The 17,248-nt window shown below is 57.6% G+C and carries 16 protein-coding genes and 4 tRNA genes; 6 read left to right on the forward strand and 14 right to left on the reverse strand.

What is annotated here, in order from left to right:
• Positions 1 to 1,020: 1,020 nt before the first annotated feature.
• The 3 genes from ispG to hemA form a co-directional block, all read right to left on the reverse strand.
• Positions 1,021 to 2,145 (reverse strand): flavodoxin-dependent (E)-4-hydroxy-3-methylbut-2-enyl-diphosphate synthase, encoded by a 1,125-nt coding sequence (ispG, locus tag MUY35_RS02080; RefSeq protein WP_248363548.1) that lies wholly within the window; start codon positions 2,143 to 2,145, stop codon positions 1,021 to 1,023.
• 108 nt (positions 2,146 to 2,253) lie between these two features.
• Positions 2,254 to 3,543, reverse strand: coding sequence for a helix-turn-helix domain-containing protein (locus MUY35_RS02085; RefSeq protein WP_248363551.1), 1,290 nt, complete (start codon positions 3,541 to 3,543; stop codon positions 2,254 to 2,256).
• Between the two features lie 112 nt (positions 3,544 to 3,655).
• A complete protein-coding gene (gene hemA / locus MUY35_RS02090) occupies positions 3,656 to 4,879 on the reverse strand; it encodes a 5-aminolevulinate synthase (RefSeq protein ID WP_248363553.1) in 1,224 nt (407 codons plus the stop codon).
• A gap of 267 nt (positions 4,880 to 5,146) precedes the next feature.
• Between hemA and MUY35_RS02095 the strand changes: the two genes are divergently transcribed.
• A complete protein-coding gene (locus MUY35_RS02095) occupies positions 5,147 to 6,523 on the forward strand; it encodes a M20/M25/M40 family metallo-hydrolase (protein WP_248363555.1) in 1,377 nt (458 codons plus the stop codon).
• 46 nt (positions 6,524 to 6,569) lie between these two features.
• Here MUY35_RS02095 and MUY35_RS02100 read toward each other — a convergent pair whose 3' ends face one another.
• The 5 genes from MUY35_RS02100 to MUY35_RS02120 form a co-directional block, all read right to left on the reverse strand.
• The gene (locus MUY35_RS02100) at positions 6,570 to 6,803 is read right to left on the reverse strand and encodes an RND transporter (RefSeq protein ID WP_248363557.1); all 234 of its coding nucleotides are present in this window, start codon (positions 6,801 to 6,803) and stop codon (positions 6,570 to 6,572) included.
• Between the two features lie 72 nt (positions 6,804 to 6,875).
• Positions 6,876 to 6,952: transfer RNA gene (locus tag MUY35_RS02105), tRNA-Asp, on the reverse strand.
• Positions 6,953 to 7,091: 139 nt separating this feature from the next.
• A tRNA-Asp gene (locus MUY35_RS02110) sits at positions 7,092 to 7,168 on the reverse strand.
• Between the two features lie 81 nt (positions 7,169 to 7,249).
• The gene (locus tag MUY35_RS02115; protein WP_248363558.1) at positions 7,250 to 7,846 is read right to left on the reverse strand and encodes a histidine phosphatase family protein; all 597 of its coding nucleotides are present in this window, start codon (positions 7,844 to 7,846) and stop codon (positions 7,250 to 7,252) included.
• Positions 7,847 to 7,924: 78 nt separating this feature from the next.
• Positions 7,925 to 8,000 (reverse strand) — tRNA-Val (locus tag MUY35_RS02120).
• Positions 8,001 to 8,179: 179 nt separating this feature from the next.
• On the opposite strand from MUY35_RS02120, the gene MUY35_RS02125 reads away from it, so the two are divergent.
• Positions 8,180 to 9,181, forward strand: a complete 1,002-nt coding sequence (locus tag MUY35_RS02125; protein ID WP_248363559.1) for a GlxA family transcriptional regulator — start codon at positions 8,180 to 8,182, stop codon at positions 9,179 to 9,181.
• Positions 9,182 to 9,240: 59 nt separating this feature from the next.
• On the opposite strand, the gene MUY35_RS02130 is transcribed toward MUY35_RS02125, so the two are convergent.
• From MUY35_RS02130 to MUY35_RS02150, 5 genes are all read right to left on the reverse strand, one after another.
• Positions 9,241 to 9,315: transfer RNA gene (locus MUY35_RS02130), tRNA-Val, on the reverse strand.
• Between the two features lie 19 nt (positions 9,316 to 9,334).
• The gene (locus MUY35_RS02135; protein ID WP_248363560.1) at positions 9,335 to 9,736 is read right to left on the reverse strand and encodes an HU family DNA-binding protein; all 402 of its coding nucleotides are present in this window, start codon (positions 9,734 to 9,736) and stop codon (positions 9,335 to 9,337) included.
• A 143-nt stretch (positions 9,737 to 9,879) separates the two neighbouring features.
• Positions 9,880 to 12,285, reverse strand: a complete 2,406-nt coding sequence (gene lon / locus MUY35_RS02140) for an endopeptidase La (RefSeq protein ID WP_248363562.1) — start codon at positions 12,283 to 12,285, stop codon at positions 9,880 to 9,882.
• A gap of 193 nt (positions 12,286 to 12,478) precedes the next feature.
• Positions 12,479 to 13,621: a tRNA guanosine(34) transglycosylase Tgt gene (gene tgt, locus MUY35_RS02145; protein ID WP_248363836.1), complete on the reverse strand. Its 1,143-nt coding sequence runs from the start codon at positions 13,619 to 13,621 to the stop codon at positions 12,479 to 12,481.
• Between the two features lie 91 nt (positions 13,622 to 13,712).
• Entirely contained in the window at positions 13,713 to 13,937 is a 225-nt protein-coding gene (locus tag MUY35_RS02150) for a hypothetical protein (protein ID WP_248363563.1), read from the reverse strand.
• Positions 13,938 to 14,259: 322 nt separating this feature from the next.
• On the opposite strand from MUY35_RS02150, the gene MUY35_RS02155 reads away from it, so the two are divergent.
• The 3 genes from MUY35_RS02155 to MUY35_RS02165 all read left to right on the forward strand — a co-directional run bounded on the left by MUY35_RS02155 (position 14,260) and on the right by MUY35_RS02165 (position 15,378).
• A complete protein-coding gene (locus tag MUY35_RS02155) occupies positions 14,260 to 14,625 on the forward strand; it encodes an SUF system Fe-S cluster assembly protein (protein WP_248363566.1) in 366 nt (121 codons plus the stop codon).
• Between the two features lie 67 nt (positions 14,626 to 14,692).
• Positions 14,693 to 15,067, forward strand: a complete 375-nt coding sequence (locus tag MUY35_RS02160) for an iron-sulfur cluster assembly accessory protein (RefSeq protein WP_248363569.1) — start codon at positions 14,693 to 14,695, stop codon at positions 15,065 to 15,067.
• Positions 15,067 to 15,378 (forward strand): TfoX/Sxy family protein, encoded by a 312-nt coding sequence (locus MUY35_RS02165; protein ID WP_248363571.1) that lies wholly within the window; start codon positions 15,067 to 15,069, stop codon positions 15,376 to 15,378. The genes MUY35_RS02160 and MUY35_RS02165 overlap by 1 nt, the downstream gene beginning before the upstream one ends.
• On the opposite strand, the gene MUY35_RS02170 is transcribed toward MUY35_RS02165, so the two are convergent.
• Positions 15,375 to 16,304 carry a 2-oxoglutarate and iron-dependent oxygenase domain-containing protein gene (locus tag MUY35_RS02170; RefSeq protein ID WP_248363574.1) on the reverse strand — a complete coding sequence of 310 codons (930 nt, stop codon included), beginning with the start codon at positions 16,302 to 16,304 and terminating at the stop codon, positions 15,375 to 15,377. The genes MUY35_RS02165 and MUY35_RS02170 overlap by 4 nt on opposite strands.
• A 130-nt stretch (positions 16,305 to 16,434) precedes the next feature.
• Here MUY35_RS02170 and tpiA point away from each other — a divergent pair, with 130 nt between their 5' ends.
• Positions 16,435 to 17,184: a triose-phosphate isomerase gene (gene tpiA, locus MUY35_RS02175; RefSeq protein ID WP_248363577.1), complete on the forward strand. Its 750-nt coding sequence runs from the start codon at positions 16,435 to 16,437 to the stop codon at positions 17,182 to 17,184.
• Positions 17,185 to 17,248: the final 64 nt, after the last annotated feature.

Below are 17,248 nucleotides of genomic sequence, written 5' to 3' on the forward strand. Positions count from 1 at the left end.
CGAGCCCTCATTAACTTTCTTATGGGACAACTCTCCACCCAAAATAATCCGTTTCGAACCACATCAACCTTGCCGAGCCAGTAGCTTTCGCAGCTTCCGCGCGCGCGCTCGAACTGAAGCGGCTTCATCTAACTCTGCCGAACTCAAAGCAAGTCCGGAGGCATGTCTGTGCTTTGCGAACTTGATCCCAAGCTTCACTCTCGCATGTAGGCTCCATGCCCTCAGGAACGGGCGTGAATGGTCAGCTAGTTGTGCCGCCCACGCGATAAATCGATCTGCTTGAGCTGCTGTAAACTGAAACCCGTCAACGGATTGGCAAATATGGAGTTTTGCTTGCCACGATTGAAGATTTTCCAGCGAAGCGACAATCAGATCAACCAAATCCGGTGCCAATTGAACACCGTCCTCAATTTCCGCCTTGAGTATCCAAGTCGCTCCGTCCGCGATGTTTGGTCTTGGGTCAAAACACAGAGGTATGAGGTCATCAAGGTAACCGTGTGCGTCTCGACTGGCAGCTCTCGCCTCTGACAATATTGAAATGGCAGTACCATCGAATTCTTGTATCCGAGACTCAAGACCAGATTGCATAACGTTCTTATAAAGCACTTCGCAACGCATTGACTATCAAAGACTGCATTGTCCGGCCCTCTCACCAGCTCATGCCTGCTCAGCGAACGGCATACCGCTTTGATCGTCGCGTGTTCCGGGCGGCTTTGCTTGATCCGCGTGACCTTGGCCGGATTGTCCCGGCGGCGACGCTAGGCCCGCAGCTTTCGGTTCAATCGGTTGCCAAAGCCGTAATCCATCCGACTTTAGCGCGAACACGGCCAGCATCCACGCATCAATCGCGTCTGTCTTGCGAACCCGGCCCAGGAAGCGCGCGAAAAGGCACGTCCGGGTGCCAGGCGCCTGATGCCAGACAGACTGTCTATCCTCAATCTGGCATTCGTCAGACCAGAGACAATGATAAACGCATGATCTTATGGAGAATGCCAACGGATCGAGGGGGCCAAGTCCCCGTTATTCGGCCGCCTCGTCTGCCTGAGCATCAATCTCTGCCGCACGCTTTTCGACAAGCCCGACGATATGGTCGACCATCTTTTCATTGTCGAGTTTGTGGTCCTGCTTCCCGGCCACGTAGACCATACCGGACCCAGCGCCGCCGCCGGTGAACCCGACATCGGTCATCAAAGCCTCGCCCGGTCCGTTCACCACGCAGCCGATGATCGACAGGCTCATCGGCGTGTGGATATGGGCCAAACGTTCTTCCAGCGTTGCGACGGTCTTGATCACATCAAACCCCTGTCGCGCGCAGGACGGGCACGAGATAATGTTCACACCCCGGTGGCGAAGGCCTAGGCTTTTCAGAATTTCAAATCCAACTTTGACTTCTTCCACCGGATCGGCAGACAAGCTGACGCGGATCGTGTCCCCGATCCCGGCCCACAGAAGATTGCCCAGCCCGACGGCACTTTTGATTGTGCCGGACACAAACCCGCCAGCCTCAGTTATGCCAAGATGGATCGGGGCGTCGGTCGCCTCGGCGATCCCGTGATAGGCGGCGGCGGACAGGAACACATCTGACGCTTTCACGCTGATTTTATAGTCGCGGAAGTCATTGTCTTCCAAAATGCGGATATGATCCAAGCCACTTTCCACCATCGCCTCAGGGCATGGCTCGCCGTATTTCTCAAGCAGGTGACGTTCCAGCGATCCGGCGTTCACGCCAATCCGGATTGAGCAGCCGTGGTCCTTCGCAGCCTTGATCACTTCACGCACCCGACCTTCATCACCGATATTGCCGGGATTAATGCGCAGACAGGCAGCACCCGCTTCGGCCGCTTCAATCGCGCGTTTGTAATGAAAATGGATGTCGGCCACGATGGGCACTGGGCTTTCTGCGGTAATCTCTTTCAACGCTACCGTCGATCCCACGTCTGGGCACGATATACGTACGATATCCGCGCCAGCCTCGGCAGCGGCTTGAACCTGCGCCAGCGTGGCCTTCACGTCTGAGCTGTCGGTGTTGGTCATCGTCTGCACGGCAATCGGGGCATCGCCACCGACTGGTACATTGCCCACCATCACCTGCCGCGACTTGCGACGTTCGATATCTCGCCATGGTCGGATCGGATTGTGGGACATGGGGGTCACTCTTTTGCCGGTTTGTTCGGGGTTAGGGATAACGTGCGCAGGCAACGGCGACAAGCGCAACGGCGCGCCGCGCATCCCAAGTTTTCGTGAAAGGTGAAGTTACTGCGCCACGGTCAGTTCGGCCACATAGGTGGCCAGATCAGCATCGTTTGCCAGATCGGCGAGTGCGAAGGTTTCGGTCAGCGCATCTTGCGACAGCGCGATGTTCTTCACAACCGATGGGCCATCGCCTGATGGACCATAGGCTGTGCCGTTGACCGCGAAGTAAATCGAACCGGCATTCCCGGTGCGCATGACGGGCGCTTGTTCGGTTTTTGGTAGGATGTAGTGTTCGCCAGCGTCCAAAATCTTTTCAAAAATAACTGTGCCGTCAGCGGACTTGATGCGTACCCAGGACGGGCGCACGGCAAAGACGGCCACCTCGGCGGCCTCTGCCCCCAGCACCTGTACAGCGCGGGTTGTGTCTTCTATCGGGGCACCGGCAACCGGCGCGGTCAAATTCGTGGCGAAGCGCTGCGTATCGCGTGACGCGATGGAACTCGGTTTCGCAAAGCTGGGCGCAATCCCCAGATCGGGGCCAAGATCCGGCGCGCTGACACCGGCCAGAACACCAACCCTGGATGGATCTAAAGTCGAGATCGGCGCATCGCGATGGGTCAGCACCGGCACCTCCAGCGCTTGCGGCCGATACAGCCGGTCCAGCGCTTCGGCCGATGGGGGTTGGGACAGGCCAACGCCAGCTTGTGCCAATACTTCTGTATCGTTCACACCACGGTCAGACGGCCCCCCACCAACGTCCGGCAGTTCGGCCAGCACACCGGGTGTTTGCTCAATGGGCGCGAAGTCGACACGTTGAATTTCTTGCAGCACCGACCAGCTGCCAAAGCCCAAAACGCCGATCAGCGCGGCAAGAACAGCGACAGAACCGACCGCCCCGGGTTCAATGCCGGCAAAGACGCTTTCGGTTTGCGGCACCCAGTTTGCGTTGGGGTTGGCCAGCGGATCGCCTGAGTGATCGGCGCGCTTGGACTGCTTGGATGACTTTTCGGACAAGGTGGACGCGCTAGGGGCCAGACCATGGGCCGTGGTAAACCCGCTTTCCGCGCAGAATGTGGCATAGGCCCATTCTGGGTCCATCCCCAAATACCGGGCATAAGACCGAACATAACCGGCGATGAACCCCTGCGTTTCGAACGCAGCGACATCTGCGTTTTCGATCGCAGCGATATAGGTGGCTTTAATTTTCAGTTCGCGCTGAACATCCAACAGCGATTTGCCCAGCGTGGCACGTTCGCCACGCATGACATCGCCTAGTCGGAGATCAAAGGAGTCATAGCCTGTTGGCTTCTCTTCTTCCTCGATCCGAGACGTGTTCCAACGCCCGATCATCCAGCTGCTCCTAGTGCCTCAAGTGTCCCAAAGAAGCTGACGATTCGCGTTCGTCACCTTCCCTAGTGGAAAAGTAACACATTCTCACAAAATGTGCAGTGCGTGATTGAGGTTAAGCTGACAGTTCGGCGCGATTTAGCTCACAATGGGACCAAAGTTGGTCAAGTGCATTGATAAGCGCATCCATTTCCTTCGGCCCATGCACTGGCGACGGGGTAAACCGCAACCGTTCAGTGCCGCGCGGCACCGTCGGATAGTTAATCGGCTGGACGTAAATTCCGAAGTTTTCCAATAACATATCAGACAATTGCTTGGTGTGGACGGGGTCGCCAACGATAACCGGCACGATGTGCGAATCATGGTCGATGATCGGAAGTCCAAGCGCTTTCAAGCGGGTCTTCAAAATCTTGGCCTGAGTCTGATGCGCTTCGCGCAACGCCTGATCTTCCTTCAGGTGCTTGACCGACGCCGCCGCTCCGGCCGCAACGGCTGGCGGCAGTGACGTCGTGAAGATGAAGCCAGGCGCATAAGACCTGATCGCATCACACATTTTCGTCGATGCCGCGATATAGCCGCCCATCACGCCATACGCCTTGGCCAAAGTGCCGTTGATAATGTCGATACGGTGCGCAAGGTTATCACGCTCGGAAACACCTGCCCCGCGCGGGCCATACATGCCAACCGCGTGCACTTCATCGATATAGGTCAGCGCGCCGAACTCGTCGGCCAAATCGCACAGCGCTTCGATCGGTCCGAAATCACCATCCATCGAATAGACGCTTTCAAACGCAATCAGCTTGGGCGCGGCGGGATCGTCGGCCTCCAGAAGCTCGCGAAGGTGCGCCAGGTCGTTGTGGCGGAAAATACGTTTTGCCCCACCATTGCGGCGCACACCTTCGATCATCGAGGCGTGGTTCAGCGCGTCCGAATAAATAATCAGGCCCGGAAACAGTTTCGGCAATGTCGACAGAGTCGCGTCATTGGCGATGTAGGCCGAGGTGAAGATCAGCGCGTCTTCCTTCTGGTGAAGGTCCGCGATCTCGGCCTCTAGCCGTTTGTGATAGACGGTTGTGCCAGAGATGTTGCGTGTGCCGCCCGAACCGGCGCCGGTGGCTTCAATCGCTTCGTGCATGGCATCGCGCACGGCGGGGTGCTGACCCATACCCAGATAGTCGTTGCCGCACCAGACGGTGACGGGCGCTTCGGTGCCATCGGGCTTGTTCCATGTGGCGTGGGGGAACTGGCCCTGACGGCGCTCAATCTCGATGAATGTGCGATAGCGGCCTTCGTCGTGCAGGCGCTGCAGCGCTGCGTCGAGCTCGTGATTATAGTCCAAGGTTCCCTCCTGGCCGGTCTGATCCTGTTCGTTCGCTCAACATACAGGGTATCACCTCACAAACATATTCAAAAATTAGATATGTTTTCCCTGATCGTCGCTGCTTGCCGTGTTAACGGTTTGCACGCGGGTTTTACATTGATCCAGCGCAAACGGAACCCTTTTTGGGATTTCCGCGACACTACGCCCCCTTTTCCAGACGGGGTGGACAGTGTCAGACGGGCTGGTAGGCTCGGCGCCAACGACCACAAATTTGGAGCCTTTCCCATGTCGCTCGACCCTGTTCTGGACCGTATTGACGCGGACCTTCCTGACGCCATCGACCGCCTTCTGGCGCTGTTGCGCATCCCGTCCATTTCGACGGACCCAGCATATGCCGTGGAATGCCAGAAGGCTGCCGATTGGTTGGTGGGCGACCTGAAAACCATTGGATTTCAAGTAGATAAACGCCAAACGCCGGGCCACCCGATGGTCGTGGCGCATGCAGATGGCCCTGCAGATGCGCCGCATCTGATGTTCTATGGGCATTATGACGTGCAGCCCGTTGACCCGCTGGAGCTGTGGGACTCGCCGCCGTTTGAGCCCGCCCTTGAAGGCACGCCAGCCGGCAAGGTGATCCGGGGTCGCGGATCGTCCGATGACAAGGGACAATTGATGACTTTTGTCGAAGCCTGCCGGGCGTGGATTGCCGTCCACGGCAGCCTGCCCGCGCGCATTTCGCTGTTTTTTGAAGGCGAAGAAGAATCAGGCTCGCCCTCGCTGATCCCCTTCATGGAGGACAACAAAGACGAACTGACCTCCGATATCGCGCTGATCTGCGACACCGGGCTGTTCGAATCAAAAACGCCCGCGATCATCACCCAATTGCGCGGTATGACCTGCGAGGATTTCACCATCACCGGCCCCGACCGCGACCTGCATTCAGGCATGTATGGCGGTGTGGCGATGAATCCCATCCGAATCCTGGCCCGCGCGCTGGCAGACCTGCATGACGACACGGGCCGCATCACCCTGCCCGGCTTTTATGACGGGGTTGAGGAACTGTCAGACGATATGCGCGCCCAATGGCAGGGGTTGGGCTTTGATCACGTGTCTTTCCTTGGTGACGTGGGCCTAAAACACCCGGCGGGCGAACAAGACCGTATGCCGATCGAGATGCTGTGGTCGCGCCCCACCTGCGATGTGAACGGCATCTGGGGAGGCTATACCGGTGACGGGTTCAAGACCGTGCTGCCCAGCAAAGCCTCGGCCAAGGTCAGTTTCCGACTGGTGGGCAAGCAAGACCCCGACGCAATCCGCAAGACCTTCCGCGCCTATCTGGAAGACCGCTTGCCCGAGGGCTTCACGGTTGAATATCGCACCGAAAAAGGATCGCCCGCCGCGCAGGTCTCAACGGAAAATCCGATGTTCGAACAAGCCCGCAAGGCGCTGAGTGACGAATGGGGCATCCCTGCTGCCTTTGCGGGTTGCGGTGGGTCGATCCCGATTGCGGGCTATTTCAAGGACATCCTTGGTGTGGACGCGATGCTGATCGGGTTTGCAAAGGATGACGACAACATCCACAGCCCGAACGAGAAATACGATCTGGAAAGCTTCCACAAAGGCATCCGTAGCTGGGCGCGCATTCTGGCGGAATTATCGTAAGCCGCAAAGCTCACGCGTCCCATGACGCATGCCAGCAAAACTTCGATCAGCCCTCTTTCCCGGGCTGATCGCCGCGACGCATCCGCACAAGTTTGATGGCCAAGACCACCCACGGCGTGCCGTGCATCAGCAGATCAAACATATCAATCGGCCGCACCAGCGTCCCAGTGAACAGCATGACAAGCTTTTCCCACACATGGGGCGGCGTAAACGGCGCAAGCCCGATGGTCGCGCAGAATATCAAAATTGTCAGAAGCGGAATATCATCAATGACCGACACAATCTTTCCTCATCCGCAGCGGTGGATATAGACAGGCTAGCCGCCAATAGTGTTGGCGAAAATGTGGTGAAGTGGCGCGGTTGACGGGGCTCGAACCCGCGACCCCCGGCGTGACAGGCCGGTACTCTAACCAGCTGAGCTACAACCGCGCGTGGCGGCGTGGATACAGCGCGCATGGGCAGGCGTCAATGGGGAAATCACGAAGCCTGGCCTTCGGATTTGCACCTTCTACGGCACGTTCAAAACGAAAAAACCCCGCCAAAAGCGGGGCTTCATTTCGGGCAGTGGTGGCGCGGTTGACGGGACTCGAACCCGCGACCCCCGGCGTGACAGGCCGGTACTCTAACCAACTGAGCTACAACCGCTCACTGCCAGCCTCTCGGCTAGTTCGGGCGTTCTAGGCTGCACACCCAAGGGCGTCAAGCGGCCAATGCCGATTTTCAGGATTATTTTTCGATCACCTGATGACCGTGCCGGGGCGAGAGGTGGAAAATGATCCCCTGCCCGCCCGGCAGGTCCAACATTTCATATTCGTTTAGCCCCAGCCAGCGTGCCCGCAGCACCCGTGACAAAACCCCATGGGTAAAAATCACCGCCGGACCGGCCAGGTCTTTCAAAAAGCTGTCAGTGCGCAGCTGCAGGTCTGCCAAAGTCTCGCCACCCGGCGACATGTAGTTCCAAGCCACTGGATGCTGTTCTGCATAGGCAGCCTGATCGCCCCAACCTGCGTCTATTTCGTCTCGCGTCAGGCCTTCCCAGACGCCAAAAGCCACCTCACATAGCCGCTCGTCTTGCTTGATCGGCCAACCCAACGACGCCAGCGACAATTGGGCCGTATGAAACGCCCGCTCCTGCGGCGAACTGAGGGCCGCCACGTCCGTTCGCCCACCGACCACCCGCTGCAACACCGACCCCATGTGGCGCGCCTGTTGCTGCCCTTTCTCGGTCAAAGGCGAATCCAGTCGCCCTTGATGACGGCGCGCCAAATTCCATTCGGTCTGACCGTGGCGAATGACAAACAGTTCGGGATATTGGATGGGCATGGCGCACCTATTGGGGCTGGACGCAACCACGCTAACGTAATCGGGCCATTTGGCAAATCAGCTATGCGGTTAGGGGAATGGTGGGTCGTGAGAGGCTCGAACTCCCGACATCTTCGGTGTAAACGAAGCGCTCTACCAACTGAGCTAACGACCCGTTGCGCCAGCTAATAGCCTTGTCAAACCGGGGATTGCAAGAGCGGTTTGCGCAAAGGGCAAAAAAATTATCTGTCCACCACTGGTAGGGTGCACAAAACAATCATATCCTGCCCCAACACTTGTACTTTGCATAAGCTGACGTCTGCTGCGTCACTCCCTTTGACAAGGAACCGGAAAATGTCGGCGTCTGTCGTTCCAAAAGGCGTTGCCCATGTTGCAATCGACGCTCCGGACAACCCGGAGCCGATTGTCTTTGTGCTGCTGCCCAACCTGTCGATGCTGGCGTTCACCTCAGCCATTGAACCATTGCGCATCGCCAACCAATTGACCGGGCAAAGCCTTTACACGTGGACCACTATGTCCGAAGACGGCGGCAATGTGCGCTGTTCGAACGGGATCGAGATCGGGATTGATCGCCCGTTGGGTGACACCCCCACCGACAGTCGGATTTTCATCTGCTCGGGCGTGCAACCAGAGCTGTCCACCAGCACCAAGGTTGCGGATTGGACGCGTAAGCAATGGCGCATGGGGCGCACGGTCGGGGGCTTGTGCACTGGCACTTACACACTGGCGCGCGCAGGCATTCTGGCTGGTCACAAGTTTACGCTGCACTGGGAAAATATCGCCCCGTTTCGTGAGCATTTCCCAGACCTCACCCCGGTCGAGCAGCTATATACAATAGACAACCGCGTGCTGACCTGTGGCGGAGGGTCCGCGGCGACCGATTTGTTTTTCAAACTGATCTATGACACCCATGGACCCGTGCTGGCGCAAGCGGTTCTGAACATGTGCCTGCATACCGTGCAACGATCAGAAACCGATCGGCAGCAAAGCTCGACCTCGGCCTCGATTGGGGTGCGCAACGACAAGTTGGTCCGCATCATCAACCATTTCGAAGAACACATGGACGATCATATCAATTTGGATGTTGTGATCGAACAGCTAGGGATATCGCGCCGACAAATGGAACGCTTGTTCCGGCAATACTTGGACACGACACCCAAGAAATACCTGCAAAACCTGCGGCTGCAACGGGCCCGCATCCTGCTGGCGGAAACCAATCTGGCCGTGGTTGATGTGGCAGTGGCGTGTGGTTTTGAATCAGCCGCCTATTTTTCTAAGCGATTTCGAGAAGCGTTTGGCATGTCACCGCACAAATTCTCGACCGGTCACGGGTAGAGTCTGATAAGATAACGGGCGTTAAAACAGCGCCCGGTGGGTGGCCAAAAAAAGGAAGCTGGTGGGTGATAAGAGATTTGAACTCCTGACATCTTCGATGTGAACGAAGCGCTCTACCACTGAGCTAATCACCCAACGCCGCGCGTTTTAGCGTCACTCGTCCGTCGGCGCGAGTTCATCTTTGCCGCTGCCCGTCGCCTTATTGCGCCGGATTTTACACACAATGATATCCGCGTCCGGCAGTTCTTTGTGGCGGTTCACCTTCACCAAGCCCAAGGGGGGCAGGCGCAGCTTTTCACCGCGCAGCAACGCGTCACCAAGCTCTTGCAACACCGCGTCATAAACGGTGCGAACTTCGCTGGGGCGTAGATTTGCGCGCGCCGCGACGCGGGCCATCAAATCTTTCTTTTTCACGACCGGCTCTTTGGGGGCGGCAAGGCTATCAGTCTTTGGCTCTTTGGACGGGGCTGTCTGGGACGGCTTCGCCACACCCCGTTTGGCCGCCGCGGCGGTGCCATGCTTGGCCTTTGACGTTGATTTGGTACTGGCTGCCATGGAGCGCCCCTTTGATATTATGTTAGATTTGTTGCACGGCGAAAGTAATCTGACGCCGACAACCGTGTCGTTGTGATCATAGTCCGCAAAATGGAAAGGCGCGAGCATTTTGCCCGCGCTTTTCCGTTGTCGTAAGAAACCGCTTAGTGTGCGACCGGGGTCGCGCCAGCGGGGTTCTTGGCCAAGGCCGCCGCGGCAGCTTCTTCCGCCGCTTCGTCCCATTCAACCGCGACCGGCTCCCGCACCAAGGCGTGTTTCAGAACCTCGGACACGTGGCTGACCGGAATGATTGTCAGACCTTCTTTCACATTGTCCGGAATCTCGCGCAGATCTTTTTCGTTTTCCTGCGGGATAAGTACAGTTTTGACACCACCACGAAGGGCCGCCAGCAGTTTTTCTTTCAGGCCACCGATGGCCAGCGCGTTGCCGCGAAGCGTGACTTCACCGGTCATGGCGAGATCTTTTTTCACCGGAATGCCGGTCAAGACAGACACGATGGACGTGACCATCGCCAGACCCGCTGAAGGGCCATCCTTGGGTGTCGCGCCTTCCGGCACGTGTACGTGGATATCCCACTTTTCGAACTTGGGTGGCTTCACGCCGATCTCGGGTGCGATCGAACGGACATAGGAACTGGCCGCGTCGATGGACTCCTTCATCACGTCACCCAGTTTCCCGGTGGTCTTCATGCGACCTTTGCCCGGCAGCCGCAGCGCCTCGATAGACAGCAGATCACCGCCCACACTGGTCCAAGCCAGGCCCGTGACGACACCGACCTGATCTTCCTGTTCGGCCAGACCAAAGCGATGCTTGCGCACGCCCAGATAGTCCTCAAGCAGATCAGGCGTGACCTCGACGGTCTCGACCTCTTTCTTGACCAGCTGGGTCACGGCCTTGCGGGCCAGTTTCGCCAATTCGCGCTTCAGGTTCCGCACACCCGCTTCACGGGTATAGTAGCGGATCATATCCGTCAGGGCGGCTTCGCTGACCGCGAATTCGTCCTTTTTCAGCCCGTGATCCTTGATCACTTCCGGCAGAAGGTGACGCGACGCAATCTCGCGCTTCTCATCTTCGGTGTAGCCCGCCAGCGGAATGATCTCCATCCGGTCCAGAAGCGGGCCGGGCATGTTGTAGGAGTTCGCCGTGGTCAGGAACATCACGTTCGACAGGTCATATTCGACCTCAAGATAGTGGTCGACAAAGGTCGAGTTCTGTTCAGGATCAAGCACTTCCAGCATCGCCGATGCCGGGTCGCCACGAAAATCCTGCCCCATCTTGTCGATCTCGTCGAGCAGGATCAGCGGGTTCGTGGTTTTCGCCTTTTTCAGCGCCTGAATGATCTTGCCGGGCATCGAGCCGATATAGGTCCGGCGGTGGCCGCGAATTTCACTTTCATCACGTACGCCACCCAGCGAGATGCGGATAAACTCGCGCCCCGTGGCCTTCGCAACCGATTTCCCAAGCGAGGTTTTGCCCACACCCGGAGGGCCGACAAGGCACATGATCGGGCCCTTCAGCTTCTTCGACCGTTGCTGCACCGCCAGATATTCGACGATCCGTTCCTTGACCTTCTCAAGCCCATAGTGATCGGCGTCGAGCACTTTTTGCGCGTTGTTCAGGTCTTTCTTCACGCGGCTTTTTACGCCCCATGGAACACCAAGCATCCAATCCAGATAGTTGCGCACGACGGTCGCTTCCGCCGACATCGGCGACATGTTCTTGAGCTTTTTCAGCTCAGCGTCAGCCTTTTCGCGCGCCTCTTTGGAAAGCTTGGTGGCTTCGATCTTTTCTTCCAGCTCGGTCAGTTCGTTCTGACCTTCTTCGCCGTCACCAAGTTCCTTCTGAATGGCCTTCATTTGCTCATTCAAATAGTACTCACGCTGGGTGCGCTCCATCTGGCTTTTGACGCGGGTCTTGATCTTTTTCTCGACCCGCAAAACCGACATTTCGCCCTGCATCAGACCATAGACCTTCTCAAGCCGTTCGCTGACGGTGAAGGTTTCGAGAAGCTCCTGTTTCTGGTCGACTTCCACGCCCAGATGACCGGCCACAAGGTCAGCCAGTTTGTCAGGGGCGCGGGTTTCGGACACTGCGGCAAGGGCTTCTTCAGGAATGTTCTTTTTGATCTTGGCGTAGCGTTCGAATTCGTCGCCGACCGAGCGCAACAGCGCTTCAATCTCGTTCGGATCGCCGGGGCGTTCTTCGATCACTTCGGCGAAAGCTTCGAAATAATCTTCATTGTCGACATAGTCGCTGATGCGCACCCGCGACTGACCTTCGACCAGAACTTTTACTGTGCCGTCGGGCAGTTTCAACAGTTGCAGCACATTGGCCAGCACACCGACGGTATAGATGCCTTCGACATCCGGCTCATCAATCGACGGGTCGATCTGGCTGGACAGAAGGATTTGCTTGTCATCCGCCATCACTTCTTCCAAGGCGCGCACGCTTTTTTCGCGTCCAACGAACAGCGGCACGATCATGTGTGGGAACACCACAATGTCACGCAGCGGAAGGACCGGGAAGGATTGGCTCAGTTGCTCACTCATAGTTTTTCCTTATTCTTGGCAAAGCGCCCTGCCCCTGTGTTTCGGCAGCTCGGGCGCCTCCTGTTCGGACTATTCAGATGGGGGTCGCACCGCCCAACGTCAACCCGTTTTGCCCCGACACTTTGCCCCTGGCGCGCGCGGACGACAAGGGGAAAGCTGGCGAGATGTTGGCATGAACGGGATTTCAGAACCCTTAAAGCGGGTCGATATCGCCTTGCGCGCGGCCTGCATGGAAATCGGCCTCCCACTCAGCGAATCTTTGAGTCGCAATCGCGTCGCGCATACTCTGCATGATGTCTTGGAAATAATGCAGATTGTGCCATGTCAGCAGCATGCCTGAGATCATTTCCTGAGCGCGAAAAACGTGATGCAGATAGGCGCGGGAATAGTTGCGGCAGGCTGGGCAGCCACAGTTTTCATCCAACGGGCGCGGGTCATCTTGGTGACGCGCATTCTTGATGTTCAAAACTCCGTGACGGGTGAACACTTGCCCCGTCCGACCAGATCGAGACGGCAGCACGCAATCCATCATGTCGATGCCGCGTTTGACCGCGCCAACGATGTCGTCGGGCTTGCCGACACCCATCAAATAACGCGGCTTGTCGTCGGGCAGGAAATCGGGCGCATAATCGAGGCAGTCAAACATCGCCGCCTGCCCTTCGCCCACGGCCAGCCCGCCAACCGCGTAGCCGTCAAAGCCGATCTTTTTCAGCGCCTCGGCGCTTTCTTCTCGGAAATCGCGTTCCAGCCCGCCTTGCATAATGCCAAACAAGGCGTGGCCGGGCCGATCCCCGAACGCGTCGCGCGACCGTGCCGCCCAGCGCATCGACAGGCGCATGCTTTCGGCGATCCGGTCGCGATCTGCTGGCAAAGCGGGGCATTCGTCGAAACACATCACGATATCGGACCCCAGAAGCTTTTGAATCTCCATCGACCGTTCCGGCGTCAGCTCGTGTTTCGAGCCATCAATGTGGGATTTGAAGGTCACGCCCGTTTCGGTCATCTTGCGAAGGTCGGCAAGGCTCATCACCTGAAACCCGCCGCTGTCGGTTAGAATCGGTTTGTCCCAATTCATAAACTTGTGCAGCCCGCCCAGACGATCGATCCGTTCTGCCGTCGGGCGCAGCATAAGGTGATAGGTGTTGCCAAGCAGAATGTCGGCCCCTGTCGCCGCCACACTTTCCGGCATCATCGCTTTTACGGTGGCCGCGGTTCCAACGGGCATAAAGGCAGGCGTGCGGATCTGGCCGCGCGGCGTGTCGATCACACCGGAGCGGGCCTTGCCGTCTGTGGCATTCAGGGAAAACGAAACGCGGTTTGGGCTTTGGGCTTGCATGCGGCTGATTTGGCCCATGCAGACCCGATTGCCAAGGGTTTTTTGACGTCAGGTGATCAGCGCCGCCGCGATCTGCTGGTCAACTGGCCCTTCAGCGGTCATCGTCGCGGTTGATCTTGACGGACCCCAAATTGGCAGCATTCACCCGTTCAGACAACCTCTCCAGCTTGCGGCTGGTCAGCATCAGCTCGGTCAGCGTCGTGTTGTCCACCCGGTTGGCCAACGCATAGGCAACGTCCTGCACCATCCGCGCGGCCTGATCCAGCTGCTCGGCACATGTTATAGTTTTGGTGTCACCGTTTTTCGTCGAAATCACCGTTCTGGCTCCTCGTGCTGCCCCGACTCTTTAAGAAGAGCGCTTCCAGTGGAAAATTGAAGGCGAACACGTCTATTTTATGGCGAATTATAGGCGATTGCGCATCATGTGGCTGTGATTTCCAACACAATGCACCGGATTTACCTAGTTTTGGATCAAATCAGGAAACAGGCAACTGTTCAATTTTCGGGCCAGCGACCCACTTGCCCACGACCAAGTTGGGGCAGAAGCTGCACCGCAACATCTGCGTTCTTCCGGTCTGGCTCTGGACCTTACCCGCCGCAATCCTTATATGTTCAGTCAGGATTAGGACGATGGCAAAATGACAATGAACACAACCGACAAGCTTGAAGGTGAACCACTGATCAAGCCCTCTACCGTTGACCACCCGCTATATGACAGCGTGGTCGAAGCCTGCCGCACGGTCTATGACCCGGAAATTCCGGTCAATATCTATGACTTGGGGCTGGTCTATACGGTTGAGATCAATAAAGAAAACGAAGTTGATCTGATCATGACACTGACCGCACCCGGCTGCCCTGTGGCAGGCGAAATGCCCGGCTGGCTGGTCGAGGCGATCGAGCCCGTCGCGGGTGTCAAGCAGGTGAACGTCGAAATGACATGGGATCCGCCTTGGGGGATGGAGATGATGTCAGACGAAGCGCGTCTTGAACTGGGGTTCATGTAACCCCAGATGCACCCTGCCCTTGAGCAAACCGACCTGACGGCTTAGCCTTGGGATGAAGGAGAATTCGATGTTTGGCATACCCGGCAAATCGCCGATCACCATGACGACGGCCGCCGAGGCCCAGATCGCTAAGCTTATGGCGTCGGGCGGGCACAAAGGCTTGCGCATTGGTGTCAAGAAAGGCGGCTGTGCGGGCATGGAATACACCATGGATTATGTCGATGATGTCGACACCCACGACGAGGTGGTCGAACAGGGCAATGCCCGCGTAATGATCGCGCCAATGGCGCAGATGTTCTTGTTCGGGACCGAAATCGACTATGAAATCTCGCTTCTGGAAGCCGGGTTCAAGTTCCGCAATCCGAATGTCAGCGAAGCCTGCGGGTGCGGCGAATCGATTAAATTCGATGATGCGCTCAGCGCGGACACATCACGGGCCTGATGTCGGTCACCGATTCAGATATCGCCTTTGTCAAAGAGCTGCTTGAAGGGCTTGGCCCCCTGACCCACCGCAAAATGATGGGCGGCGCGACATTCTATTTTGACGGTCAGGTCTTCGCGATCCTGTCCAGCAGCGGCGATATCTATTTGAAGGCCAAAGGTCCCTTCGCCGAGGCGCTTGAGGCCGAGGGCAGTCGCATTTTCGGTATGGATGGCAAAACCATGGGATATTGGACCCTGCCGGACGCCGCATTGGACGACCCGGAACTGGCCTGCGCATGGGCGCGCCGCGCGCTGGACGCGCTGGCTTAGGCTTTGGTTGCCGCCTTGAGGTGCAGATAGGTCTCGTCGAACCGTTTCTTCATGTGGTCCCCAGCCAGAATGGTCTGGCCCGAACCAACCGGCGCAACGTTGGTGTCATGGTTCGGATTGAAAAACATCGGAACCGAAATACGCTCGGCACTTGACCCGACCACCCTGTGCATCGTGGCCTTCACCCAACCGCCGGTCCACATCTCCAGCATCTCACCGAAATTGACCACGAATTCGCCGAGCGGGGCGTCAACAGGCAGCCATTTTCCGTCCGCCGCCAACACCTCAAGACCGGCAACACCGTCGGTTGCCAGAAGGGTCAGGCAACCATAGTCGGTGTGCGGGGCAATGCCGAAATCCTTAGCCCCTGCCCAATCCGGGCGCGGCGGATAGTAATTACCGCGCAGCAGTGCCATAGGGCGGGTAAAGGCGTCGTCAAAGAAAGTCTCATCCTCGCCGATGGCAACTGAAATACCGCGCAGCAGCTCCATCAAGACTTTCAGCGCTTGGGCATAGTAGTCCTGAATTTCCTGCCGAAACCCCGGCAGATCGGGCCACAGATTGTCGCCATAAACTGAAAGCCCCTCGGCCCGCAGCGGGTCATCGTCGGCCAGTTCAAACCCGCAATCAAAGACCTGCTTGAAATCGGGGTTGGCTTTGGGATCGACTTGCTCGGATCCCGACCCGCCCCATCCGCGATTTGCACCGGTCCGCGCCATATCGACGGCCCACTTTTCCGCGTCCGGCAATTGAAAAAACCGCCGATAGGTGTCCAGCACTCTGACCATCTCCTTCTCGGAAATGCCCGTATTATGGACGGTCAGAAACCCGACCTCCTCGACTGCGTATTTCAGCTCGGCCATTGTTTCGGGATCACCAATGGCGGTTTTTGCGGCATCCAGTCGTGGTATAAGTGTGGGGATCATCTGACTTCCCTCTAGAACGACCCATTCCACTTAGACTTGTAGCGATCCATGATTGGTGCGCAAGCACTACCAGGGCTTGACGCCCCCCGCCGCGCATCCGACAACATATCAACCAATAGGGAGAGATGTGATGACGCGGCGCAAAATGGCAGCAGGCAATTGGAAGATGAACGGGACCAGCGCAAATCTGACCGAGCTTGACGCGCTGGCGAAGGCGCACCCGACGCCGGGTTGTGACATCCTGATCTGCCCCCCAGCCACGCTGATTTCGCGTGCAGCGAACGCGACGCCCGACCAGATCGCCATCGGCGGGCAGGATTGCCATTCCAGTGAAACCGGCGCGCATACCGGCGATATTTCCGCGCAAATGTTGGTTGATGCGGGCGCGAGTCATGTAATCCTTGGTCATTCCGAACGGCGCCAAGATTACGAAGAAAGCGACGCGGATGTGCGCAACAAGGTTGTCACCGCTCTGACCGCCGGGTTGAAAGTTGTGGTCTGCGTCGGCGAAAGCCTTGCCGAACGCGAGGCCCGAAACACGCTGGATATCATCGGCGGGCAAATGGCGGGCTCCATCCCGGATGTGGTGACGGGCGAAAACCTTGTCGTCGCCTACGAGCCGATTTGGGCCATTGGCACGGGTAAGGTGCCGACACTGGACCAGATCGGTGATGTGCATGACTTCATCCGCGCCGGTCTGGAACGACGGTTCGGCGCGGGCGTCGGGCTTTCAACCCGCATTCTTTATGGCGGCTCGGTCAAACCATCCAATGCGGCAGACATCTTTGCGGTGTCAAACGTAGATGGCGCGTTGGTTGGCGGGGCAAGCCTGTCGGCGGCGGACTTTTCGCCGATCATCACAGCACTTGAAAACGCCTGAGCCTGCCCAATCTGCTGGGTGACCGCCTGGCGGCCCGGCCCTTGATTGCTAATCCCACGGAGCG

The sequence above is a fragment of the Aliiroseovarius sp. S1339 genome (assembly GCF_023195695.1).
Taxonomy (GTDB): Bacteria; Pseudomonadota; Alphaproteobacteria; order Rhodobacterales; family Rhodobacteraceae; genus Aliiroseovarius.